General features: G+C 68.2%; 22 protein-coding genes and 1 riboswitch. Of the genes, 12 read left to right on the top strand and 10 right to left on the bottom strand.

All coding sequences use genetic code 11. The features are described from left to right. Window positions 1-36 precede the first annotated feature (36 nt). Entirely contained in the window at window positions 37-750 is a 714-nt protein-coding gene (locus ACFCV3_RS29730) for a class I SAM-dependent methyltransferase (RefSeq protein ID WP_376035414.1), read from the top strand. On the opposite strand, the gene ACFCV3_RS29725 is transcribed toward ACFCV3_RS29730, so the two are convergent. Continuing rightward, window positions 747-1,736 carry a hypothetical protein gene (locus ACFCV3_RS29725; protein WP_376035412.1) on the bottom strand — a complete coding sequence of 330 codons (990 nt, stop codon included), beginning with the start codon at window positions 1,734-1,736 and terminating at the stop codon, window positions 747-749. The two genes, ACFCV3_RS29730 and ACFCV3_RS29725, sit on opposite strands and share 4 nt — an antisense overlap. Before the next feature lie 62 nt (window positions 1,737-1,798). After that, a riboswitch (ZMP/ZTP riboswitch) is annotated at window positions 1,799-1,878 on the top strand. Window positions 1,879-1,891: 13 nt separating this feature from the next. Between ACFCV3_RS29725 and ACFCV3_RS29720 the strand changes: the two genes are divergently transcribed. Beyond that, complete coding sequence (locus ACFCV3_RS29720; RefSeq protein ID WP_376035410.1) at window positions 1,892-2,803, top strand: 5-aminoimidazole-4-carboxamide ribonucleotide transformylase; 912 nt, start codon at window positions 1,892-1,894, stop codon at window positions 2,801-2,803. A 6-nt stretch (window positions 2,804-2,809) separates the two neighbouring features. On the opposite strand, the gene ACFCV3_RS29715 is transcribed toward ACFCV3_RS29720, so the two are convergent. After that, window positions 2,810-3,349 carry an AAA family ATPase gene (locus ACFCV3_RS29715; protein ID WP_376035408.1) on the bottom strand — a complete coding sequence of 180 codons (540 nt, stop codon included), beginning with the start codon at window positions 3,347-3,349 and terminating at the stop codon, window positions 2,810-2,812. Between the two features lie 77 nt (window positions 3,350-3,426). Continuing rightward, window positions 3,427-4,734: a S1 family peptidase gene (locus ACFCV3_RS29710; RefSeq protein ID WP_376035406.1), complete on the bottom strand. Its 1,308-nt coding sequence runs from the start codon at window positions 4,732-4,734 to the stop codon at window positions 3,427-3,429. A gap of 143 nt (window positions 4,735-4,877) precedes the next feature. Between ACFCV3_RS29710 and ACFCV3_RS29705 the strand changes: the two genes are divergently transcribed. Both ACFCV3_RS29705 and ACFCV3_RS29700 read left to right on the top strand, forming a co-directional pair. Continuing rightward, window positions 4,878-6,125: an ATP-binding protein gene (locus ACFCV3_RS29705; protein WP_376035404.1), complete on the top strand. Its 1,248-nt coding sequence runs from the start codon at window positions 4,878-4,880 to the stop codon at window positions 6,123-6,125. An 8-nt stretch (window positions 6,126-6,133) separates the two neighbouring features. Further along, complete coding sequence (locus tag ACFCV3_RS29700) at window positions 6,134-6,832, top strand: LuxR C-terminal-related transcriptional regulator (RefSeq protein ID WP_376035402.1); 699 nt, start codon at window positions 6,134-6,136, stop codon at window positions 6,830-6,832. A gap of 27 nt (window positions 6,833-6,859) precedes the next feature. Here the strand turns inward: ACFCV3_RS29700 and ACFCV3_RS29695 are convergent, their stop codons facing one another. Genes ACFCV3_RS29695 through ACFCV3_RS29685 form a run of 3 tightly spaced genes read right to left on the bottom strand, consistent with a single transcriptional unit; the run spans window position 6,860 to window position 9,148 of the window. Beyond that, window positions 6,860-7,123 carry a MoaD/ThiS family protein gene (locus ACFCV3_RS29695; RefSeq protein WP_376035400.1) on the bottom strand — a complete coding sequence of 88 codons (264 nt, stop codon included), beginning with the start codon at window positions 7,121-7,123 and terminating at the stop codon, window positions 6,860-6,862. 2 nt (window positions 7,124-7,125) lie between these two features. Then, window positions 7,126-8,211 carry a WD40/YVTN/BNR-like repeat-containing protein gene (locus ACFCV3_RS29690; protein WP_376035398.1) on the bottom strand — a complete coding sequence of 362 codons (1,086 nt, stop codon included), beginning with the start codon at window positions 8,209-8,211 and terminating at the stop codon, window positions 7,126-7,128. A 25-nt stretch (window positions 8,212-8,236) separates the two neighbouring features. Next, complete coding sequence (locus tag ACFCV3_RS29685) at window positions 8,237-9,148, bottom strand: 2-hydroxyacid dehydrogenase (RefSeq protein ID WP_376035396.1); 912 nt, start codon at window positions 9,146-9,148, stop codon at window positions 8,237-8,239. A 93-nt stretch (window positions 9,149-9,241) separates the two neighbouring features. Here ACFCV3_RS29685 and ACFCV3_RS29680 point away from each other — a divergent pair, with 93 nt between their 5' ends. Together ACFCV3_RS29680 and ACFCV3_RS29675 are read left to right on the top strand one after the other, a co-directional pair. Next, complete coding sequence (locus tag ACFCV3_RS29680) at window positions 9,242-10,603, top strand: FAD-binding oxidoreductase (RefSeq protein ID WP_376035394.1); 1,362 nt, start codon at window positions 9,242-9,244, stop codon at window positions 10,601-10,603. Then, complete coding sequence (locus tag ACFCV3_RS29675) at window positions 10,600-11,886, top strand: class I SAM-dependent methyltransferase (protein ID WP_376035392.1); 1,287 nt, start codon at window positions 10,600-10,602, stop codon at window positions 11,884-11,886. Before ACFCV3_RS29680 ends, ACFCV3_RS29675 begins: the two co-directional genes overlap by 4 nt. A gap of 3 nt (window positions 11,887-11,889) precedes the next feature. Here ACFCV3_RS29675 and ACFCV3_RS29670 read toward each other — a convergent pair whose 3' ends face one another. Next, window positions 11,890-12,855: a helix-turn-helix domain-containing protein gene (locus ACFCV3_RS29670; protein WP_376035390.1), complete on the bottom strand. Its 966-nt coding sequence runs from the start codon at window positions 12,853-12,855 to the stop codon at window positions 11,890-11,892. A gap of 196 nt (window positions 12,856-13,051) precedes the next feature. Between ACFCV3_RS29670 and ACFCV3_RS29665 the strand changes: the two genes are divergently transcribed. Both ACFCV3_RS29665 and ACFCV3_RS29660 read left to right on the top strand, forming a co-directional pair. Then, window positions 13,052-13,885, top strand: a complete 834-nt coding sequence (locus ACFCV3_RS29665) for an alpha/beta fold hydrolase (protein WP_376035388.1) — start codon at window positions 13,052-13,054, stop codon at window positions 13,883-13,885. A 2-nt stretch (window positions 13,886-13,887) separates the two neighbouring features. Continuing rightward, window positions 13,888-14,694, top strand: coding sequence for an alpha/beta hydrolase (locus ACFCV3_RS29660; RefSeq protein ID WP_376035386.1), 807 nt, complete (start codon window positions 13,888-13,890; stop codon window positions 14,692-14,694). 52 nt (window positions 14,695-14,746) lie between these two features. On the opposite strand, the gene ACFCV3_RS29655 is transcribed toward ACFCV3_RS29660, so the two are convergent. Beyond that, entirely contained in the window at window positions 14,747-15,007 is a 261-nt protein-coding gene (locus tag ACFCV3_RS29655) for a hypothetical protein (RefSeq protein ID WP_376035384.1), read from the bottom strand. Window positions 15,008-15,171: 164 nt separating this feature from the next. Here ACFCV3_RS29655 and ACFCV3_RS29650 point away from each other — a divergent pair, with 164 nt between their 5' ends. The 4 genes from ACFCV3_RS29650 to ACFCV3_RS29635 all read left to right on the top strand — a co-directional run bounded on the left by ACFCV3_RS29650 (window position 15,172) and on the right by ACFCV3_RS29635 (window position 18,976). Continuing rightward, the gene (locus tag ACFCV3_RS29650; protein ID WP_376035382.1) at window positions 15,172-16,080 is read left to right on the top strand and encodes an LLM class flavin-dependent oxidoreductase; all 909 of its coding nucleotides are present in this window, start codon (window positions 15,172-15,174) and stop codon (window positions 16,078-16,080) included. A 31-nt stretch (window positions 16,081-16,111) separates the two neighbouring features. Further along, window positions 16,112-17,188 carry a PQQ-dependent sugar dehydrogenase gene (locus tag ACFCV3_RS29645; RefSeq protein ID WP_376035380.1) on the top strand — a complete coding sequence of 359 codons (1,077 nt, stop codon included), beginning with the start codon at window positions 16,112-16,114 and terminating at the stop codon, window positions 17,186-17,188. A 124-nt stretch (window positions 17,189-17,312) separates the two neighbouring features. Then, window positions 17,313-18,092: a hypothetical protein gene (locus tag ACFCV3_RS29640; protein ID WP_376035378.1), complete on the top strand. Its 780-nt coding sequence runs from the start codon at window positions 17,313-17,315 to the stop codon at window positions 18,090-18,092. Window positions 18,093-18,097: 5 nt separating this feature from the next. Then, window positions 18,098-18,976, top strand: coding sequence for a hypothetical protein (locus ACFCV3_RS29635; protein WP_376035376.1), 879 nt, complete (start codon window positions 18,098-18,100; stop codon window positions 18,974-18,976). Here ACFCV3_RS29635 and gatB read toward each other — a convergent pair. Together gatB and gatA are read right to left on the bottom strand one after the other, a co-directional pair. Then, complete coding sequence (gene gatB / locus ACFCV3_RS29630; RefSeq protein ID WP_376035374.1) at window positions 18,965-20,461, bottom strand: Asp-tRNA(Asn)/Glu-tRNA(Gln) amidotransferase subunit GatB; 1,497 nt, start codon at window positions 20,459-20,461, stop codon at window positions 18,965-18,967. The two genes, ACFCV3_RS29635 and gatB, sit on opposite strands and share 12 nt — an antisense overlap. Continuing rightward, window positions 20,458-21,963: an Asp-tRNA(Asn)/Glu-tRNA(Gln) amidotransferase subunit GatA gene (gatA, locus tag ACFCV3_RS29625; protein ID WP_376035372.1), complete on the bottom strand. Its 1,506-nt coding sequence runs from the start codon at window positions 21,961-21,963 to the stop codon at window positions 20,458-20,460. Before gatA ends, gatB begins: the two co-directional genes overlap by 4 nt.

The following is a 21,963-nucleotide window of genomic DNA, read 5'->3' as shown; positions in this document are numbered from 1 at the left end:
TTGCCGCCCGGTAAGCCGATCCTTACCGTTCGCCAGGTGGATCCTTATGGTGACGAGAAGCTGGTCGAGCTCTACGACCTGGACAACCCGGCTGGCGACGACCACGCGTATTTCCGTTCGGTGGCCGACTCGCTGAACGCCGCGAAGATCATCGACCTCGGGTGCGGCACCGGGCTGCTGACCCGCTCGCTGGCCACGCCCGGCCGCGAGGTGATCGGCATCGATCCGAGTCCGACGATGCTGAACTACGCCCGCCGTACGCCGAGTTCCGTCACCTGGATCTCCGGCGACGCCACCGCCATCTCGCCGACCGGCGACGTCGATCTCGTGCTGTGCACCGGGAACACGGTCATGCACATCCCGGACCTCGCCACGGCCTTCGCCGCGATCGCCGGTGCCTTGCGGACGGGCGGCGTACTGGTGTTCGAGTCGCGGAACCCCGAGGCGCGGGCGTGGGAGTCGTGGACCCGCGAGGCGTCGTACGGCGATCGTGACACCCCGGTCGGCCACCTCACCGAATGGCTCGACCTGATCGAGGTCAGCGACGGCCGGGTCGTCTTCGACGCCCACAACCTGTACGACGACGGGCGGGACGACGTCTATCGCAGCGAGCTGTACTTCCGCTCAGCCGACGAGATCACTGCCGCGCTGGAGACTGCCGGGTTCGTGGTCGGCGTGACGGGCGGGTGGCACGGTGAAGAGTTCGGGCCGTCGTCCCGGCTGATGGTGTTCCGTGCGGAGAAGGTCTAGGCCATCCGCTTCGAGAGAGCTTCGGCGAAGCCGGTGACACCGCCGACGTAGCCCCACGGGACGCTCTCGATCCGGCCCTCGGTGCAGCAGGCGTGTTCCATCGCTTCGGATTTCGCGCTGGTCCACTTGAGCGCGAAGGCCATCGCACCGTTGGCCGAGACGTCCGCGGGGTCCGGCGTACGGGCGTCGTTCCACCACTTGTCCCGGGCCGCGACTAGCTCGGAGCGGCGGCCGCTGACCTCGCGCGCGTACCGCTTCATGCGCTGCACGCGCGGCGGGCCCTTGTCGGAGGCGACCTCGAGCCAGACCTCGTTGAAGACATGGGCCGCGATACTGCACAGCACACTGCCCGGCCGCGCCCGTGCCACCACCGCATCACCGAAGTCGATCAGCTCGGCCAGCTCCAGACCGGACCACTTCTTCGCCAGCACCTGGACCCGGCCGGTGTGCGCCGCGTAGCTGCCCGGGTGCCGGATCAGCGCGGCATGGAAGATCTCGGCCTTGTCCTCCAGCTCCGCCTGCAATCCGAGGGCCGCCCATTGCAGCACCTCCCACGGCACCGCGTCATCCGCGGCCGCCACGATCGCGTCCTGCAGCACCGCGGCCGCCGTACGCAGAATGTCGTGGAACGTCGCGAACCGCTGCGCCGACACGTCCTTCGCCCGCTGCCCGGTCCGCACCGCCCACGCCTCGAACACCAGTGTCTGCCCGAACCAGAGCAGCAGATCCGGATCCTTCGGGTATGCCTCCAGCCGCAGCTCCAGCTGTTCGCTCCGCCCGACCGCCGCCTTCGCCAGACCGGTGGCCCGGATCGACCGCAGGTTCGTATTCGCCGGGGTCACCTTGAGCAGGGCCAGCCCGGTCGACAGATCTCCCTGCCGGACCGCCGCGTACGCCGCGTCGAGGTCGTCGTCCAGCCAGGCCTGATCCAGCCTCAGCCCGGACACATCGACCCCTGACGCCCCCTTTCGCGAGAAGAACCCCATTCGCGGATGGTAAGACTCCTCCGACCTCTCTGGTTCGGAATTGCACCTTCCTGCAATAGCCTGTGCCCTACCGCGACTGGCGAGGGTGGGTCACCACCGGGGAGCGGACAGCTACGTGGCGTCGTCCGCCTGGGCGCCTCCTTCCGGAGGTGCTCATGCGTTATGGGATGAATCCACACCAGGCCGCTTCGATGACAGCCGTCGGCTCGGCCGCACCCTTCACCGTGGTGGCGGGCAGTCCGTCGTATGTCAACGTGCTCGACGCCCTCACCGGCTGGCAGCTGGTCCGGGAGGTCGCTCTTGTTTTCGGGGCGCCTGCAGCGGCGTCGTACAAGCATGTCTCCCCGGCCGGCGCAGCCCTCGGTACGTCGGTCGCTGACGCGTACCGGCGCGCCCGGGACGCCGACCCCAAGTCGTCGTACGGCGATTTCGTGGCGGTCTCGCATCCCGTGGACGCTGAGCTGGCCGCTGTGTTGAAGGGCGTCGTGAGCGACGGGATCATCGCGCCGGGCTACGCGCCTGGTGTGGTCGAGGTGCTGGCGGCGAAGAAGCGCGGCACGTACTTGGTGCTGGAGGCGGATCCGGTGTTCGAGCCTCCGCGTGAGGAGGTGCGTGAGCTGTACGGTCTCCGGTTGACCCAGGAACGCGACTCCCTGCCGTTGACCCGCGACCTGTTGTCCCCTGACCTGCCGGACTCCGCGGCCCGCGATCTCCTGCTCGGCCTCATCGTCGTCCGCTACACCCAGTCCAACACCGTCGCCCTCCTGAAGGACGGCATGGCCATCGGCATCGGCGCCGGCCAGCAGTCCCGCGTCGACTGCACCCGCCTGGCTGGTCAGAAGGCCGCCGGGTGGTGGTCCCGCCGCTCCACCACGCGTCTGACCGGGGTATCCATGGTCTCCGACGGCGCTCTCCCCTTCCCCGACAATGTCGAAGAGGCAGCCCGTTTCGGCGTCACCCACATCGCCGAACCCGCCGGCTCCATCCGCTCCGACCAAGTAGCCGCCGCCTGCACCACCCACGGCATCACCTGGTCCCCCACCAACGTCCGCCTCTTCCGCCACTGACCGCTATCAGTGCAGCCGGTAGATGCCGGCAGCGACCCCGCGACGGACAACCTCCGCTGTAGCAGCCGCTGACTGGTCGGTGGTGTCGAGGGCGTGGTGCTCCAGCGGGCCCAGCTCGGCGAAGGCGCCGTACATATGGCTGATGGCGCCTTCGTCACGGAGCGATTCGGGACCGCGGGTCTGCGCGCGGGCAATGGTTTCCTCGAGTGCCGGCCGCAGTACGACGTACGACAGAACCAAGCCGTCGTTCAGCGCGGCCGCCCGGAACCGAGGCACGTAATACGGCCCGACAACACCGTCGACGACGACGTCGTACCCGCCACGTGCATACGTCGCGGCCGCGGCCACGTAGGCGTCCACGACGACATCGTTCTGCTGGGAAGCCTCCGGCCGGTACGGCGGGATGTGGCCGGTCTGGATCGCCGCGAAGAACTGGTCCGTCACCAGGTGCACAGTCGGCCGGTCGGCCTCCGACGCAAGTAACGCGGCGACCGTCGACTTCCCGGCCCCCGGCGTTCCGCTCACCACAGTCAGTTCGCCCTGCACACCCCGGACGCTACAAGGCATGGACCGCCTTGGCACACCGGGTATCTGTAGTACCCGGTGTGCCGAAGCAACCTCAGCTAGTTCTGCAAGACAGTGGCATTGAGGTGCTGGTGCACCCGACTGATCCGGGTGAAGTAGCTTGCCGCACCATCAGCGGCGCCGTTGTGGATGCCCCGGGCTGTGGCCCCGAAGAACCACGGGCCGCCGCTGTCACCGCCGGCCGAGACATCGTCATCGGTGACATCCAGACCGCAGGCTCGATCGCTGCCGGACCCGTCGCAGATGTCGGTATCGGCGACGCTGGAGCAGCTCCACGTGGTGGTCTCGCCCCAATGGCACACAGTCGAGTTGATCGGTGCGTTGGCTACTTCCAGCACCGTCCGGTCTCCGTCTGCAGTCCTGCCGGTCGCCCGGAACTGCCTGTTCGTCGAGTGACCACTGTTGGTGCGGTGGAACTGGAGATCAATCGTGGTACTCGCGGTCTGGGTCGGGTTGGTGCTGATGATCCCCGCGACGTTTCTGTACTCAAGGACGTTGTTGCAGTGCCGCGCGGTCAGCACACCCTTGGCGCCGGCGCGGACTGCAGTGAATCCGGCGGTGCAGTGGGCCCTGTTCGACCAGGTGAGTGCCCGCCCGCCTTCGACGACCGCCTCGGGGACCCGGGCAGGGGCATCCTTGCGCTCGAGCACAACGTCGATGGGCAGCTGTCCCTCGATGGTGCCCGCGGTCAGCGCCGTCCGGAAGACCGAGTCGAGCGCGCTCAGCTGGGCGCCGCCGACGGGCGCGTACTGAAGACGCAGCACGCCTTGCTCGTGGTCGTAGCGGGTCCGCGCAGACCGGATGACGTCGGAGCGCGCCGCCAAGGCCGCGGTGAGCTTGTCGGCCAGGTCGGCCAGCTCCTTCGAGCTGGCCGGCGCACCGTACCGGACCTCGGTGTTCCTCGGCAGGCGCGCCAGCTCCGCAATGACCTCGGCGCTCGGCTTCGCGGTGAACTGGATCCAGTTGCCGGGCGCCTCACCCGGGGCAGGCAGGCCGGCCCGCACGAACGTGTCCGGGCTGGTCTCCTCCAGCCGGGTGGTGTACGCGCTGAACTCGTGGATGCCTTGGTGCGCCGCGACGAGAGCCGACAACTCCTGCCCGCTCGACTTGGCATGCGTGGACAGATCCTGCATCGTTGCGGCATCCAGAGCCAGTGCGGCACCGCTCGTCCCGGTCACCTGCAACGTGCCCGTCGACGCCGGTGTGGCGCGCACCGCCACACCGAAAATCGCTGCGTTGCCCTCGGTGTTCTCACTGGCGGCGGCCGACTGGGCCGGAGCCACCACGACCGCCATCAGGCTGGCGGCGACCGCCAGCGAAGCGAGTGGGGCCAGGACTCTTCGCATCTCTTGTGTCCTCTCGGAAAACCTGGTGATCTCCAGCACCGTGCACTGAAGTACCCTGATCGTCGCGGTTGGTTGATTACCTGTGACCCAACGAATCCGCGAACTTTTCCCGGCCCGGGGACGTCCTTCACCCGAGGAGGACCATGAGCGGTCGGAACGGGTGGTGGCGGGTCGCGGAACTACCGACCACCGAGGCCGGTGTCGAGCGGCTGTTCTCGTACTTCATCGCAGCGGTCCGCCTGGGCACGATCGCGCAAATGATCCCGGCGCTGCCCATCGGCGTAGCGACGGCTCCGGATGGAGTCACCTACCTCGCGTGCTGGGCAGCCGCGGCCTGCGCGGCCGTCACGGTCAGTGCGGTGACGCTCGTGCGCCGCCGCCCACTGGGCGCAGCGGCCGCCGCGGCGGACTTCGCGCTGGCCTGCGTGTTGCTCGTGCTGGGGCCGCTGGTCCTGGCGCCGGGGGAACGCCTCGGCACCTGGCACTCGTTCCAGCCGGGCTACGTACTGTCGGTCATCATCACGGCCAGCGGTGTCCGCAGCCGCACTGTCTGGGTGGGTGGCGTCCTCGGCACCATCGGCTGCTACCTGGTGTATCTCAGCGGTGAGATCGAAGGGGACATGATTTCGACCGCCATCGGCAACGTTCTGACCTTCGTGCTGTACGGGCTGGTCGCGCACGTGTTCTTCGGATACATGCTCCGGATAGCGCACGATGCCGACGCCTCGCGTGCTCGCGCCGCGGAGTTGGCCCGACGCGAGGAGGAACGACGCGCCCAGGTGATGATGCACAACGGCGTCGCGCTCATGCGCCTGCTCACCGAGCCGGGGACCGGCGCCGCACGCTCCCGGCTCATCGACCAGGCTGAGGTCGAACTGCGGCGGATGCGCTCCTACTTGCGTGGCCGGGCGCCGGACGCGGATGCGGCCGCCGCGCCATCAGCGGCCGGTGCCAACCCCTCCGTCGCGCTCGCCGCGATGATCAAGCAGGTCTGCGACCGGTTCGCCGACTTGAACGTCGATGCCTTGCTCGACCTCGGCGCCGACCTGAAACTTCGCACCGCGGACGCAGAGGCTCTCGAGCGCGCGCTCGAGAGCCTGCTGCTCAACGTCCGCATGCACGCCCAGGCAGATGGGGTCGTGGTCCACCTCGACCAGGGCAGCAACGGAAACTGGACACTGACCCTGCGCGACGACGGCGTCGGGTTCGACCCGGCGTCGGTGATCGCCGGGGTCGGCCTGCGCGAGGTCGTGATGGGCGAACTGCAGCAGCGGGGGCTCGCCGTCGAGATCGAATCCGCAGTGGACGAGGGGACGACAGTGACGATCTCATCCGGCCTTGAGCCGGCCGCCGTTCGTGCGGACCGAGACGCCTCCTCGGGCACCGCATGAGGCCCACGGTGGCGGTCGTCGATGACGCCTCGCTGATCCGCGAGTCGATCGGCCTGCTGATGCCTCGTCTCGACGTCGTCGCCGCGGTCTCGACCGTGGAGGAACTGGTACGCCGTCGCCCCGTGGTAGAGGTAGTCCTGCTCGACCTGCACCTGGCGAACCTCGAACAGCAGCCCGACGTCCGGCAGGGCATCGCCGCGATCCGCGCGCTGACAGGACGGGGCTACCGGGTCTGTGTCTACAGCCAGGAGGAGCGCCGTTTCGTCCTTGCGGCGTGCATCGCGGCGGGTGCGAGCGGGGTCGTGTCCAAGGCGCTGCCCACCCGCCGGGCCGAGCAACTCATCCTCGAGGTCGCCGCCGGTGGCGCCGCCGTACCGCAGTCCGTTGTCGGGATCCTCGAGGTTCTCGTCCGGCGCGACTGCATCACCCTGCTCAGCGACCGCCAGCGCCAGCTCCTCCATGGCCGTGCCCGCGGACTGACCTACGCCCAGATCGCCAAGCAACTGTTCGTGAGCGAATCCACGCTGCGTGGCTACTGGCTCGACCTCACCCGGTCGCTGTCCGACTCCCTGCGCAGCCTCACCCCCGGCGAGATCGAACGAGCCCTGGGACTGGCACCGGGAGACCTCCTGGAATTCTGGTCCGGTGAAGCGACCGACGCGAAGGACTGGTGGCGCGTGACAGCATCGGAGAGTGGGTCTACTTGAGGTTGATGAGTGGACTGGCGGCTGACGTTAGCCGCCGGCGACGCTGGGGAGGATGAGGAGTTCGGCGCCGTCGGTGAGTGGGGTGTCGGGGCCGTCGAGGTCGCGGATGTTGTCGGAGCCCAGGTAGATGTTGACGTGCCGGCGGACTGCTCCTTGCTCGTCGGTGAGGCGGCGGCGGAGCGCCGGCTGGGTGGCGGCTAGGGCGTCGCCGACGGTGGTGGCTTCGACTTCGACCTGCTCGGCTCCGCCCGCGAAGGGGCGGAGCACGGGTGGGAGCTTGAGCGTGATCACCGTCAGATCACCGCGGCGCGCAGGGTGAGTACGTCGGGAAGGTGGCTGGCGACCTCTGTCCAAGTGTCACCTGCATCGGCGCTCGCGTAGACGCAGCCGTCGCGGGTGCCGACATAGACGCCGGCCGATTCGGCGGCATCGGTGGTCAACGCGTCGCGGAGGACCGGCACGTAAGAGACATCGGGCAGACCGTTGGTCAGCGGCTCCCAGGTCGCACCGGCGTCGCGGGAGCGGTAGACGCGACAGGTGGCGTCGGTGGGGATTCGGTTGCCGTCGGCCACCAATGGGAAGACGTAAACGGTGTCGGGCTCGTGTGGGTGCACCGCGATCGGGAAGCCGAAGTCCGACGGCAATCCGTCCGCGATGCTCTTCCAGATCTCACCACCGTCGTCGGACCGGTACACCCCATGGTGGTTCTGCGCGAACATCCGCTCCGGTACGTCGGGATGCGCCGCCAGCTTGTGCACACACTGACCGAACTCGGGATCCGGGTCGGGCAGGAAGTACGCCTTGATCCCGTGGTTGGCCGGGGACCACGAAGAACCACCGTCGGTCGTCCGGTACACCCCACCGGTCGACATCGCGACACTCATACGCGCGGGATCGGTCGAATGCGGCAGCACGGTGTGGACGGCCTGACCGCCGAAGCCCGCACCCCACTGCTCCCGATGCGGGTGGTCCCACAGACCGCGGACGAGCTCGAACGTCACTCCCCCGTCGACGGACTTCCACAGGGCCGACGGCTGGCTCCCGGCGTACACGACGCCGGGCTGGGCGGCCGGTGCCGGCTGGATCTGCCAGACCCGCTCCAGCGACGCATCGGTCCCGGCCGGGAACCCGATCGAACCCTCCGCCGGCTCGTCCCACGTCTGCCCGAGATCGTCGGAGTGGAAGACGGCCGGCCCCCAGTGCTCACTGGTCCCGCCGACGAAGAGTCGTGGTCGCTCACCGCGTGTGTCGATGCCCACGGCGTACACGCCCTGCATCTCGAACGCGGGCCCGTCGAGTCTCCACTCCCGGCGCGCAGCGTCACTGCGGCCGATCCAGAGCCCCTTCTTGGTCCCGATCAGCAGTACGGCCTCGGACATCGTTGTCCTCCTGTGGATCGACGAACTAGCGTGGCGGCCCCGCCACCACATTGACGAGTGCTTCTCCGTGCGTAAAACGCTCCAGCTGCGCCCGCACCAACCGGGCGACCCGCGGCTCGAACGCCGTCGAGGCACCCCCGCGATGCGGGTTGATCAGCACATTCGGAGCAGACCACAGTGGATGACCGGACGGCAACGGCTCGGGATCGGTGACGTCGAGGGCGGCCGAGATGCGCCCGGTCCCCAGCTCAGCCACCAGCGCATCGGTGTCGACGATCACCCCACGAGCGACATTCACGAGCAGTGCGCCGTCCTTGAGCCGGGCGAGGAACTTCGCATCGACCATGCCTCGCGTCTCGTCGGTTGCCGGTGTCAGCAGTACGACGACGTCCGCGCGCGGCAGCAGCTCCGGCAGATCGGTCGTCGGGTGGACGCCATCCCGCGGCCGCCTGGCCACCCGGATCACCTCACACTCGAACCCGGCCAGCCGCCGCTCCAGCGCCTCACCGATCGACCCGTACCCCACGATCAACACAGTCCGGTCGGCAAGCGAGTCGTCCATCCGGGCGTAGTTGTCGGCCGGCCAATGCCCGCGGTCCTGGTTGCGCACCGCGCTCGGAATCCGCCGGTACGACGCCAGGATCAGCCCGACCGCCAATTCAGCCGTCGAGGCGTCGTGGACCCCGCGGGCGTTGCACAGCGTGACGCCCTCGGGCAGATGCGGCAGCACAGCCTCGTAGCCCGCAGTTTGCAGCTGCACGACCTTCAGCGAAGGCATCGCCGCGAACACCGCAGGCAGGTCCACAGCCCCCATGTACGGCGGCACGTAGAACTCGGCCCCCTCCGGCCCGTCCTGCGCCGCCACGCCGTCCGGCACCCCACCGAGGACCCGCTCGGAGTCCTCCCACGGCAGCCACGCCCTCACCAGATCACCCATGAGGAAAACCTACTCGCCGCCCCGGACAGTTTGCGTCAGCAGGCGTGACAGAAGTCCCGTGCGGCGCCCGAACCACCGTCGTACTCTGATTAGGTGCCTTCGACATCGGATGCGCTCGCGCACGATTTGGCGGTAGGCCGGCTGCGCACGTCGTACGAGCGCATTCCGGTCGGTGAGCCCGTGCGGCTGGCGAAGCGCAGTTCGAACCTGTTCCGCCCGCGCACCGAGCTCGACACGCCCGGCCTGGACGTCTCCGGGCTGACCGGCGTGATCAGCGTCGATCCGGTCGCGCGGACGGCCGACGTACAGGGCATGTGTACCTACGAGGACCTGGTCGCGGCGACCCTGCCGCACGGGCTGACGCCGATGGTGGTCCCGCAGCTCAAGACCATCACGCTGGGCGGCGCAGTCACTGGGCTCGGCATCGAGTCCTCGTCGTTCCGTGCCGGGCTGCCGCATGAATCCGTGCTGGAGATGGACATCCTGACCGGCGCCGGTGAGCTCGTGACCGCACGGCCTGGTGACGACCTCTTCCGGATGTTCCCGAACTCCTACGGCACGCTCGGCTACGCCACCCGGCTGCGGATTTCGCTCGACCGCATCTCGCCGTACGTCGCCCTCCGCCACGTGCGGGTCTCATTGGACGAACTGGCCCCGGTGATCGCCGAGATCGTTGCCTCCGGCATGTATGACGGCGAACCGGTGCACTTCGTCGACGGCGTCGCCTTCAGCCCTTCCGAGGCCTATCTGACGCTCGGCCGCAACAGCGACGCCGCGGTCAGGACGAGCGACTACACCGGCCAGCAGATCTACTACCGGTCGATCCGGCAACGACAGACCGACTTCCTCACCGCGCACGACTACCTGTGGCGGTGGGACACCGACTGGTTCTGGTGCTCCGCCGCCTTCGGTGCACAGAACCCATGGGTACGGCGCCTCTGGCCGAAGCGGTGGCGGCGCAGCGACGTGTTCCACAAGCTCGTCGGCTTCGAGAACCGGCATCACATTGCTGCCCGGATCAGTCAGCGCCGCGGTCAGGCGCCGCGCGAGCGCGTCGTACAGGATGTTGAGATTCCGGTGGCGCGGCTGGCCGAGTTCCTTCGGTGGTTCGACGCTGAGGTCGGGATGCGGCCGGTCTGGCTGTGCCCGCTCCGACTCCGTGGATCGTCGAGTTGGCCGCTGTATCCCTTGGCACCCGGCGAGACCTACGTGAACGTCGGCTTCTGGGGCACCGTGCCGATCGCACCCGGCACCGTCGACGGTGACGTCAACCGTGCGATCGAGGACGCGGTCGCCCGCTTCGGTGGCCACAAATCGCTCTACTCCGACGCCTACTACGACCGAGACACCTTTGACCGCCTGTACAACGTCCCGGCCCTGACTGAGGTGAAACAACGCTACGACCCCGACGCCCGGCTCACCGGGCTCTACGAAAAGGCGGTGACGCGCCGATGACGACGCTCGCAACACAGGTATCGATCGCAGAAGCCCTGACCACCGTGACCCCGGAAGGCCTCCCCTTCCGCTTCACGGCGTACGACGGCAGTGCAACCGGCCCCGCGGATTCGCCGATCCACATGCACCTGGCGAACGAACGCGGCCTGTCCTACGTCCTGACGGCTCCCGGCGACCTCGGCCTCGTCCGCGCCTATGTCATGGGCGACCTCGAGATCACCGGTGTCCATCCGGGGAACCCGTACGAGTTCCTGCGGATGATGCTCAACCAGGTCCACTTCGAGCGCCCCACCACCACCGAGGCGCTCCGCATCGTCCGAGGCCTCGGCTGGTCCCACCTGAAGCCGCCGCCTCCCCCACCTCAAGAACACCTCCCCAAATGGCGCCGTACCTTCGAGGGCCTGCGCCACTCCCGCCTGCGGGACAAGGTAGCGATCCACCATCACTATGACGTGTCGAACAGGTTCTACGAGCTCATCCTCGGACCCTCGATGACCTACACCTGCGCCGTCTATCCGACGCCCGATTCCACTCTGGAAGAAGCGCAGTACGAGAAGTACGACCTGGTCGCCCGCAAGCTCGACCTGAAGCCCGGCATGCGGTTGCTGGACGTCGGCTGCGGGTGGGGCGGCATGGTCCGCCACGCAGCCCGCGAGTACGGCGTCACCGCGCTAGGCGTCACGTTGTCCGCAGCCCAGGCGGAGTGGGCCGCTGAGGCCATCAAACGTGACGGCCTGGAGGACCGCGCCGAAGTCCGCTACCTCGACTACCGCGACGTCCCCGAACGCGGCTTCGACGCCATCAGCTCCATCGGCCTCACCGAACACATCGGCGTCCGCAACTACCCGGCGTACTTCGGCTTCCTCCTGGACCGCCTCCGCCCCGGCGGCCGCCTCCTCAACCACAGCATCACCCGCCCCGACAACCGCTACCGCTCCACCGGCGCCTTCATCGACCGCTACATCTTCCCCGACGGCGAACTCATCGGCTCCGGCCGCATCATCGCCGAAGCCCAGGACGCCGGCTTCGAAGTCCGCCACGCCGAAAACCTCCGCGAGCACTACGCCCTCACCCTCGCAGCCTGGTCCGGCAATCTGGAGTCGCACTGGGACGAGGCCGTAGCGGAGGTCGGCCCCGCCACCGCGAAGATCTGGGGCCTCTACCTGGCCGCCTGCAGAGTCGGCTTCGAACGCAACAACACCCAACTCCACCAGTTCCTCGCCGTGAAACTCGACGACGCCGCGAACGCCCACTTCCCGCTGCGGCCAACCTGGCTCAGCTGACCATCACCCATCTCGATCGGGCGCCTGGTGCAGGTGACGCCATTCCCGTGGTGTCATGCCGTGCGCTCGGCGGAAGCGTCGGGCGAAGTGACCGGAGTCGAGGAATCCCCACCGGGCGGCGATCGCCGCTATCGATCGGTGCCTGTGCGCCGGCGAAGCGAGATCCCGGCCGGCACGTTCCAGGCGCTCGCCGATGAGCCACTGCTCGAGACTCAGGTGGTGCTTGGCGTACAGCTTGTACAGGTACCGCAGGGAGATGTTGTGCGCCGCCGCGATCCTGGCCGGCGTGAGGTCCGGATCGGCCAGGTGCTGGCGGGCGTACCAGGTGATCCGGGCGAAGAGGACGTCGGCCATCGCGAGGTGTTGCTTGTCGTCCTCGGCGGCGGAGGTCAGCAGCGCACGGACCAGTTGGGTTGTCGCTGCGCCGAGCATCGCCGCCGACTGCGTGCCTTGGAGAGCGTTGCTGACGGATGGCAGTGTCGTGAGGTGGTGCAGCACCAGGTCGTACAGGGGGCTGTTGCGGAGCCGCTGGGCTGCTGCACGGACAGTTTCGACGCTGAGCCCGAGGTCCGCATAGTCGATCTGGAAGGCCTGGGAGGCGCCATGGCCGCGCCAGGCGAACTCGTACGGCGCTGTCAGGTCGACCAGCATCAGTTCGCCGGTGTGAACGCGTTGGCCGAATCCTGCCTGACTGAACAGACCGGTCCCGATCACGTGAACGGCGAGGGCGAGTCTTTCCGGGGCTCCGATCCGGACGTGCTTCGGCGTGCGCACAAGCCGGATGCCGGAACCCTCGTTGCGGAACAGGTCCGGCGCACCGAGCTGCCAGAAGTCCATCCGGGCATGCACATCACCCTGGGGGTCTTCATGCTCCACCCGCGACGGCACACTGGCGGACATCATGGCCGCATAGAACGCCTCTGAACGGTCCTGCGGCCTCAATGCGGCCGTGTCGAGCAGCAGAGTCACAGCAACCCCCGTCGCGATGCTCCCGGGCACTCCGTCCCCACGCAACCCGGCCGAACTGTGCACACACGGCCTTGCGCCGTGCAGTCACATCCTAGGGCGGCTGGGCCGTGGACAGCTACGTTTTCGACCAACAGGCGCCCCCCTGAAGCGATCGCCGTCCCCGGTTGAACTCGATCGATTCCAAGGAGACCTCCTGATGCCCTACATCAGCACCACGGACAAGGCGCAGATCTTCTACAAGGACTGGGGATCGGGCCGGCCCGTCGTGCTCAGCCACGGGTGGCCGCTCAACTCCGACAGCTGGGAGGCACAGGCACTGTTCCTGGCATCCAACGGCTATCGCGTCGTCGCGCACGACCGCCGCGGCCACGGCCGCTCCACCCAGACGTGGGACGGCAACGAGATGGACACCTACGCCGACGATCTCGCCGCGGTCATCGACACCCTCGACCTGCGCGACGCGACCCTGGTCGGCTTCTCGACCGGCGGTGGTGAGGTGGCCCGGTACCTCGGCCGGCACGGCACCGGACGGGTCGCGCAGGTGGTACTCGTGTCCGCCGTCCCGCCGTTCATGCTCAAGACCGGCGACAACCCGGACGGCGTACCGATCGAGGTGTTCGACGAGATCCGCGCCGGTTCCCTCGCCGACCGCTCGCAGCTCTACCACGACCTGGCCGACGGGCCCTTCTTCGGCAACAACCGCGACGGCGCGAGCGTCTCGGCAGGAATCAGGGACGCGTTCTGGCTGCAGAGCATGGCGTCGGGGCACCGCAGCGCCTACGAGTGCATCGCCGCGTTCTCCGCCACGGACTTCCGCGCCGACCTCGACACGATCGACGTACCGACGCTGGTCATCCACGGGGACGACGACCAGGTCGTGCCCTTCACCGTCGGGGGCAAGGCCTCGGCCGAGCGGATCAAGGGCGCCCGGCTGATCACGTACCCAGGTGCTCCGCACGGCATCACCGACACCCACAAAGTGCAGCTCGGCAACGACCTGCTCTCGTTCCTGAACGAGAAGGAGAGATGAACATGAGTCCGGACACCCTCGTTCTGGTCCACGGCTTCTGGGTCACGCCCCGCAGCTGGGAGCACTGGATCACGCACTACGAGCAGCGCGGATTCCGGGTGCTCGCGCCCGGCTATCCCGGCTTCGAGGTCGAGGTGGAGGCCCTCAACGCCGACCCGACCCCGATCCTCAAGGTGACGGTTCCGGAGATCATCGAGCACTACGAGGCGGTGATCCGCGAACTCCCGGCGCCGCCGATCATCATCGGCCACTCCGCCGGCGGCGCGTTCACCCAGATCCTGCTCGACCACGGCTTCGGCGCGGCGGGAGTGGCGATGAACTCCGCACCCACCGAGGGCGTCCGCGTCGTACCACTGTCCCAGGTCAAGTCGACGTTCCCGGTCCTGAAGAGTCCGGCCAACCGGCACAAGGCGGTGCCGCTGTCGTTCGAGCAGTGGAAGTACGCCTTCACGAACACCTTCACCGACGAGGAGTCGCGAGCCCTCTACGACCGGTACGCCATCCCGGCCAACGGCGGCATCCTGTGGGGCAGCGTGCTGGCCAACTTCCAGCCTGGTCACCAGGACACCTGGGTCGACTACCACAACGATGCCCGGGCACCGCTGCTGTTCGTCTCCGGCTCCGAAGACCACATCATGCCGCCGGAGATCCAACGCTCCAACGCGAAGCACTACAAGTCCGACACCGTCACCGAGGTGAAGCAGTACGAGGGCTACGCCCACCTGCTGCCCGCGCAGCACGGTTGGGAACGAATCGCCGACGAGGTCCTCGACTGGGCGCTGACCCAGGCGGCGTCACGTACAGCCTGAGCTGGCTTCCGATCGGTACACCTCACAACCTGACCGTCTGACCGGCCGCGCATCATTTCCTCGTGATGAGACCGAACACGAGGCTGGCGAGGCCGACGGCGCCGACCACGGCGCTCGTCGTGACGAAGCCTCGAATGACCACGGCGAACCTCTCGCCGTCGCCTCCTCCGCCGAGGACGAAGAGAGCCGCCAGCAGGACCAGGATGAGGACGGCCAGGACAAGCAGCACACCTCCGACGATGAGGCCTGCCATGCTGAGCCGCTTTCGTGAGGACTGGACGCGGGGCGCCTGGTGCGGGAAGGCGTGTTGCATGGCTGGACACTACTCGAACGTCCCGCGTACAGAAGGACGGGTAGTAGTTGCTGTGGCGGGACTGTACGCCAAGTGCGCCGGAGCGCGTCTGATGTCGGGGGTGCATGAAGGTTGGTGGGGATTGGCATTGGATCTGGACGCGGGTCGCGGGTGACGGTGGGGGGATGGGTGTTGAGTTCGGGGTGCTGGTGGATGTTCGGGGGGACGGGTATGGGGCAGTCGTGGAGGAGGTGGTGGTTGCTGACGGGCTGGGGTTCGGGGCGGCTTGGTTGTCTGAGCATCATCTGTCGGGGGACGGGGTGCTGCCTTCGCCGTTGGTGATGGCGGGGGTTCTGCTGGGGCGGACCGAGCGGATCCGGGTGGGGACGAACGTGCTGGTGCTGCCGCTTCGGCATCCGGTGCTGGTGGCGGAGGAGGTCGCCGTACTGGATCGCGTGTCGGGTGGGCGGTTCGTGCTGGGGGTGGGGCAGGGGTACGCGGAGCGGGAGTTCGAGGTGTTCGGGGTGGATCGGCGGCGGCGAGGGCGGTTGCTGGAGGAGGGGGTGGGGGTGATTCGGCAGGCGTGGGCCGGTGAACTGGGGGTGACTCCGCGGCCGGCGAACGCCGTACCGATTCTCGTGGCTGGGGTGACGGGCGCCGGGCTCACGCGGGCGGCGCGGGTTGGGGACGGGGTGATCGTCTACTGCGCTACGCCGAAGGATTTTGTGGCTCGGCGGCGGTTGATGGAGGAGGTACTCACGGAGGTCCCGCCACTGGTTTGCACGGGGATCATGCACGTCGATGAGGACGCGGACCGGGCGTGGTCCGACGCGGCGCCGGGGATTGCCTATCTGGAGGGTGAGATCGCGTCGTACGGCGGGAACGAGCCGCCCGTGCTGCGGCGGGAGGACTACTTGGTCGGTACGCCGGAGGAGGTGGCGCGGAAGTTGATCGCGCTGCACGCGGAGACGCAGTTCGTGGAGTTCGCGCACTGGATGCGGTTGCCGACGATGTCGCACGCGGCGGCGATGCGGTCGCTGGAGTTGATTGCGAGTCGGGTCGTCCCGGCGGTGCAGGCTGGGGTTGGGCGATAGCTTGGGGGGACCTGCTAGCTGAGGAGACGGCGTGGTTGGACGGGTTGTGGCGACGGTGGCTGCGTTGGCCTTGGTGGTCGGGTGTTCTGAAGGGGGTGCGGCGCCGGCGCCCAGCCCCTCCGGTACGTCGGGGGCTCCGGCGACCGGTAGTCAGGTCAAACTGACGGTGGCGTCGACGGTTGTGAGCGGGATCCAGATCCCGTGGGGGTTGGCGTTCCTCCCGGACAAGAGTGCGCTGGTGGCTGAGCGCGACTCCGGGAAGGTGAAGCGGGTTGCCGACGGGAAGGCGACCGAGGTCGGGACCGTGGACGGGGTCGATGCCTCGTCCGAGGGTGGGCTACTGGGGCTCGCGGTCGATCCGAAAGCGCCGTACGTGTATGCGTATTACTCGACCAGTAGCGACAACCGGATTGCCCGGTTGACGTACAAGGACGGGCGGCTGTCGGAGCAGCAGGTGATCCTCGAGGGGATTCCGCAGGCCGCGATCCACAACGGCGGGCGGTTGCGATTCGGCCCGGACGGGTTCCTGTACGCCGGGACCGGCGACGGTGGCGACCGGCCGAACTCGCAGAACGACGACTCACTGGGCGGGAAGGTCCTGCGGATCACGACCGAGGGCAAGGCCGCGCCGGGGAACCCCGGTGGCCGGATGTGGATCAGCAAGGGGCATCGGAATGTGCAGGGGCTCGCGTTCGACGGGAGTCAGCTGTACGCCGCCGAGTTCGGGCAGAACACGTGGGACGAGCTGAACGCGGTCACGCCCGGGGCGAACTACGGGTGGCCGGCGGCTGAGGGCGCCGAAGGGCTGGACGGGATGGTCGACCCGATCGCCCAGTGGAAGACGAGTGAGGCTTCGCCGAGTGGGGCAGCGTTTGCGCAGGGGCACGTGTTCATGGCCTCGTTGCGGGGTGAACGGTTGTGGGCGATCCCGGTCGCGGGTGGCAAGCGGGTCGGTGAGCCGCAGGCGTTCTTCGTCGGGGAGTACGGGCGGTTGCGGACGGTGGAGGTCGCGCCGGACGGATCGTTGTGGGTCACGACGTCCAACACCGACGGGCGTGGCGAGAGCCGAGACGGCGACGATCGGATCCTGCGGGTGACGATCGGGTGATGGCCGGCTGAAGGACAGTTGTTGCGTGACTGTCATCTGGCTCGTCAACCGTTTGAGGATTTCGGCCGTCTGGTACTAGTGGGGAGGAACCCCTTACAGAGCAGCATTTTTCGGAGGAGTTGGTATGGTGCCCGACCAGGCGTCCGTCGTCGTCCCCAGCAGTGTCGTCGCTTCGGTGAGCACCTTTGCGGATGCTCAGCAGACAGTCGGCTATCTGCGCAGTTACGGGATGGACTCACGAAGCCTGGAGGTGGTCGGCGCCGAGCTGCGGCTGTCGCGCAGACAGGCTGCGGTGCCGGTGGTCCGGCGGACTCTGCTGAGTGCCGGCGCGGGTGCGCTGCTCGGAGTGCTGAGCGGAGTCTTCGTCACGCTGGTGGCCGAGACGACGCTGACCGCGTTCTCGGTGTTGCTGTGGGGATTCGTGTACGGCGTCCTGGTCGGCGCGATGTGGGGGCTCTTCCAGGGACTCGTGCGGAACCGGCCGGACGCACCGCCGGTCGAGGTGATCACGCCGTCGTACTACGAGGTGCGGTGCGCGGTCGAGGACGTCTCGGTGGCGCTCAGCCTGCTGGGCACCGAGCCTGAGGCCGAGCCCGAGCCGCTGGTCTCGCAGCTGCTCGCAGAGCGGCCCGCGCCGTACGTCGAGTACGTCGACCCCGAGCCGGTGGTTGAGCCGGAGCCGGTGGTTGAGCCGGTGGCAGTGTCGCGGCACCTGGTCGAGCCGCCTCCGCGCCGCGAGGTCATCCGCGAGCCGCGGCAGGAAGCTGTGCAGGAGTCCGCGGGTGACGAGCCCGGCGTCAGCCTGCCTACGGGTGACGAGAAGCCTCCAGTGCGGCGGCAGCCGGCGCAGACGAGCCGGAAGGCCCGCGCGAAGAAGAAGACAGCGCGCACGAACGCCGCCTGACCAGCGTGGATCACTCCGAGTTCCGCCGTACGGCGGTCGCCCCCGTGCTGGCCGCGTACGCCGGAACGCCCGGGGTCGACGCGGTCATGCTCGGCGGATCCACTGCTCGGGGTGATGCGGATCGGTGGTCGGATGTCGAGGTCGGCGTGTTCTGGGCCCGGCCCCCGACCACGACCGAGCGCCTGGTGGCCCCAAGCGTTCGCCCAGGGACGCCGGAGGACAGCCAGTCCCCCTGGTACGACTATCTGTCGCTCGACGGATTAGCGGTCGACGTCGAACACGCACTGTCGAGCAAGGTCGAGGAAACGCTCGACCGAGTGCTGGAAGCACATGTGCCCGACCCAGCTGGCCTGATGCTGCTCAACGGGCTTGTTGACGGGCGGGAGATCGCCGGGCCGCGGCCGGAGTTGGTCCACCACTGGCAGCGGCGGGCGGCGACGTACCCGCGCGGCCTGTCGATCGCGATCGTCGAGCAGCACGGGCCGATCGACAAGTTCTGGCGATGCCAGATGCTGATCGAGCGGGACAACCCGGTCTTGCTGGCGCGCGAACTCCTCCGCATGACCAACCAGCTGCTGACCGTGCTACATGCGGTCAACGGTCGCTACAGCGGTCACGTCCTGGCGTTCAAACGCTTGGACGCGATGGAGACTGAGCTCGTCCATGCGCCGGCTGAGCTGGCACGGCGGTTGCGGCTCGTCTTCAGCGCTCCCCCGGTGGAAGCTGCCGACGTACTCCGGCAGTTGGTCGAGGAAACCTACGACGTGATCGAGGCACAACTACCGGAGGTGGACGTCGCCCGCCTCCGGGAACGGTTCCGGGCAGACAGGCAGCCGACTGGTGGTGGGGTGCAAGCCCCACCACCAGTCGGACTAGATGCCTAGTTTGGCGTTCAGGAGTTCGCGGACCTTGGCGGCGTCGGCTTGGCCGCGCATGTCCTTCATGACGGCGCCGATGAGGGCGCCGGCTGCTGCGGGCTTGCCGGAGTTGACCTTCTCCACGACGCCCGGGTTGGCGGCGATGGCTCGGTCGATGGCTTCCAGCAAGGGGCCGTCGTCGGAGACCAGGGCCAGGCCGCGCTTCTCGATGACCGCGGCCGGGGTGCCTTCGCCGGCCAGCAGGCCTTCGAAGACCTGGCGGGCCAGCTTGTCGTTGAGGGTGCCCTCGTCGACGAGCTTCTGGACCTGGGCGACCTCGGCCGGACCGACCGGCAGCGCGTCCAGGTCGGTACCGGACTCGTTGGCGAAACGGGCCAGCTCACCCAGCCACCACTTCTTGGCGGCAGCAGCAGCGACTCCGAGGTCGATCGTCGCAACGATCGACTCCAACGCACCGCTGTTGATGACATCGCGCATTTCGAGGTCGGTGAAACCCCACTCGGTCTGCAGCCGGACGCGGCGCAGCGAGGGTGCCTCGGGCAGGGTCGCCCGCAGCTCCTCGACCCATTCGCGCGACGGCGCGACCGGGACCAGGTCCGGCTCGGGGAAGTAGCGGTAGTCGTCGGCGTCCGACTTCTCCCGGCCCGAGGTGGTGATCCCGGTGTCCTCGTGCCAGTGCCGCGTCTCCTGCAGGATCTTGCCGCCGGCGTTCAGTACGGCGGCCTGCCGGGTGATCTCGTAGGTGATCGCGCGCTCGACCGAGCGGAACGAGTTCACGTTCTTGGTCTCGGTCCGCGTCCCCAGAGCCGTAGTACCGGAAGGCTTCAGCGAGACGTTGGCGTCACACCGCAGCGAGCCCTGGTCCATCCGGACGTCGGAGACGTCCAGCGCGAGCAGCAGATCGCGCAGCTGGCTCACGAACGCACGAGCGACCGCGGCCGCCTTGGCCGGTGGGACCTCGATCGTCTTGGTGACGATCTCGATCAGCGGGATACCGGCCCGGTTGTAGTCGACCAGCGAGTGCGACGCGCCCTGGATCCGGCCGGTCGCGCCACCGACATGGGTGGACTTGCCGGTGTCCTCCTCCATGTGGGCGCGCTCGATCTCGATCCGGTACGTCTCCCCGTCGACCACGACCTCGGTCCACCCGTTGAAGGCGATCGGCTCGTCGTACTGCGAGGTCTGGAAGTTCTTCGGCATGTCCGGGTAGAAGTAGTTCTTCCGGGCGAACCGGCACCACTCGGCGATCTCGCAGTTCAGCGCGAGGCCGATCTTGATCGCGGACTCGACACCGCGCCGGTTCACCACCGGCAGCGCGCCCGGCAGACCGAGGCAGACCGGACAGGTCTGCGTGTTCGGCGGGGCACCGAACTCGGTCGGGCAGCCGCAGAACATCTTCGACTTGGTGTTCAGCTCGACGTGGACCTCGAGACCCATCACCGGGTCGTACTGCGCGAGGGCATCGTCAATGGCAACAACATCCGCGGTCATCGGGTCACCTCCAGCTCCGGAGCCTTCGTCATCAGTACGCCGCCCCACTGCTCGGCCAGCGCGGACTCGAGCGCGGCACCGACCGTGTACAGCAGGTCGTCGCGCATCACCGGGGCCATCACGTGGAAGCCGACCGGCAGGCCGTCCTCGTCGGCCAGGCCGCACGGGAACGACGCGGCCGCGTTACCGGCCAGGTTGGACGGGATCGTGCAGAGGTCGTTCTTGTACATGGCGATCGGGTCGTCGATCCGGTCACCGATCGCGAACGCGGTCGTCGGTGTGGCCGGCGAGACCAGGACGTCGACCTGCTCGTAGGCCTTGGTGAAGTCCTGGGCGATCAGCGTCCGGACCTTCTGCGCCTGGCCGTAGTACGCGTCGTAGTAACCGCTCGACAGCGCGTGCGTCCCGAGGATGATGCGCCGCTTGACCTCGTCGCCGAACCCGGCCTCGCGGGTCAGGCTCGTCACCTTCTCGGCGCTGTTCGTGCCGTCGTCGCCGACGCGCAACCCGTACCGCATCGCGTCGAACTTGGCCAGGTTGGACGAGGCCTCGCTCGGCAGGATCAGGTAGTACGCCGGCAGTGCGTACTGGAAGTGCGGGCACGAGACCTCGACGACCTCGGCACCCAGCTTGGTCAGCAGCTCGACCGCCTCGTGGAAGCGAGCCTCGACACCGGGCTGGTACCCCTCGCCGCCGAGCTCCTTGACCACGCCGATCCGCAGACCGGAGACGTCACCGTTGCGCGCGGCCGCGACCACCGGCGGCACGTCCTGGTTGATCGAGGTGGAGTCCATCGGGTCCCACCCGGCGATCGCCTCGTGCAGCAGCGCCGCATCCAGCGTCGTCCGGGCACACGGCCCCGGGGTGTCGAGTGACGACGCCAGCGCGATCAACCCGTACCGCGAGGTCCCGCCGTACGTCGGCTTGACACCGACCGTCCCGGTGAACGCACCCGGCTGCCGGATCGAGCCGCCGGTGTCGGTGCCGATCGCGAGGGGTGCCTCGTACGCCGAGATGGCCGCGGACGAACCGCCGCCCGAACCACCGGGGATCCGGCCGAGGTCCCACGGGTTGTGCGTGGTCCCGTACGCCGAGTTCTCGGTCGACGAGCCCATCGCGAACTCGTCCATGTTCGTCTTGCCGAGGATGACGATGCCGGCCGCCTTCAGCCGATTCACCACGGTCGAGTCGTACGGCGGCTTCCAGCCCTCGAGGATCTTCGAGCCGGCGGTGGTCGGCACGCCCTCCTGGGTGAGCACGTCCTTGAGCGCCAGCGGGACACCGGCCAGCGGACCGAGCTCTTCGCCGGCCGCACGCCTGGCGTCCACGGCCGCGGCCTGGGCGAGTGCACCCTCTGTGTCGACGTGCAGGAACGCCTTCACGCTGCCATCGACGGCACCGATCCGGTCCAGATGCGCCTGCGTCACCTCGACCGAACTGGCCTGCTTCGACGCCATCAGCTCCGACAGCTCAACGGCGGTCTTCCTGGTGAGGTCACTCAT

Origin of the sequence: Kribbella sp. NPDC056345 (assembly GCF_042262745.1) — a bacterium.
GTDB lineage: Bacteria > Actinomycetota > Actinomycetes > Propionibacteriales > Kribbellaceae > Kribbella.
This window is presented reverse-complemented; position numbering and strand designations above follow the sequence as displayed.

Coding starts and splice junctions, on each gene's coding strand:
- ACFCV3_RS29725 (WP_376035412.1), bottom strand. CDS start 1,736: ATGGGGTTCTTCTCGCGAAAGGGGGCGTCAGGGGTCGATGTGTCCGGG.
- ACFCV3_RS29720 (WP_376035410.1), top strand. CDS start 1,892: ATGCGTTATGGGATGAATCCACACCAGGCCGCTTCGATGACAGCCGTC.
- ACFCV3_RS29710 (WP_376035406.1), bottom strand. CDS start 4,734: ATGCGAAGAGTCCTGGCCCCACTCGCTTCGCTGGCGGTCGCCGCCAGC.
- ACFCV3_RS29705 (WP_376035404.1), top strand. CDS start 4,878: ATGAGCGGTCGGAACGGGTGGTGGCGGGTCGCGGAACTACCGACCACC.
- ACFCV3_RS29690 (WP_376035398.1), bottom strand. CDS start 8,211: ATGTCCGAGGCCGTACTGCTGATCGGGACCAAGAAGGGGCTCTGGATC.
- ACFCV3_RS29685 (WP_376035396.1), bottom strand. CDS start 9,148: ATGGGTGATCTGGTGAGGGCGTGGCTGCCGTGGGAGGACTCCGAGCGG.
- ACFCV3_RS29675 (WP_376035392.1), top strand. CDS start 10,600: ATGACGACGCTCGCAACACAGGTATCGATCGCAGAAGCCCTGACCACC.
- ACFCV3_RS29665 (WP_376035388.1), top strand. CDS start 13,052: ATGCCCTACATCAGCACCACGGACAAGGCGCAGATCTTCTACAAGGAC.
- ACFCV3_RS29660 (WP_376035386.1), top strand. CDS start 13,888: ATGAGTCCGGACACCCTCGTTCTGGTCCACGGCTTCTGGGTCACGCCC.
- ACFCV3_RS29655 (WP_376035384.1), bottom strand. CDS start 15,007: ATGCAACACGCCTTCCCGCACCAGGCGCCCCGCGTCCAGTCCTCACGA.
- ACFCV3_RS29650 (WP_376035382.1), top strand. CDS start 15,172: ATGGGTGTTGAGTTCGGGGTGCTGGTGGATGTTCGGGGGGACGGGTAT.
- ACFCV3_RS29640 (WP_376035378.1), top strand. CDS start 17,313: ATGGTGCCCGACCAGGCGTCCGTCGTCGTCCCCAGCAGTGTCGTCGCT.
- gatB (WP_376035374.1), bottom strand. CDS start 20,461: ATGACCGCGGATGTTGTTGCCATTGACGATGCCCTCGCGCAGTACGAC.
- gatA (WP_376035372.1), bottom strand. CDS start 21,963: ATGAGTGACCTCACCAGGAAGACCGCCGTTGAGCTGTCGGAGCTGATG.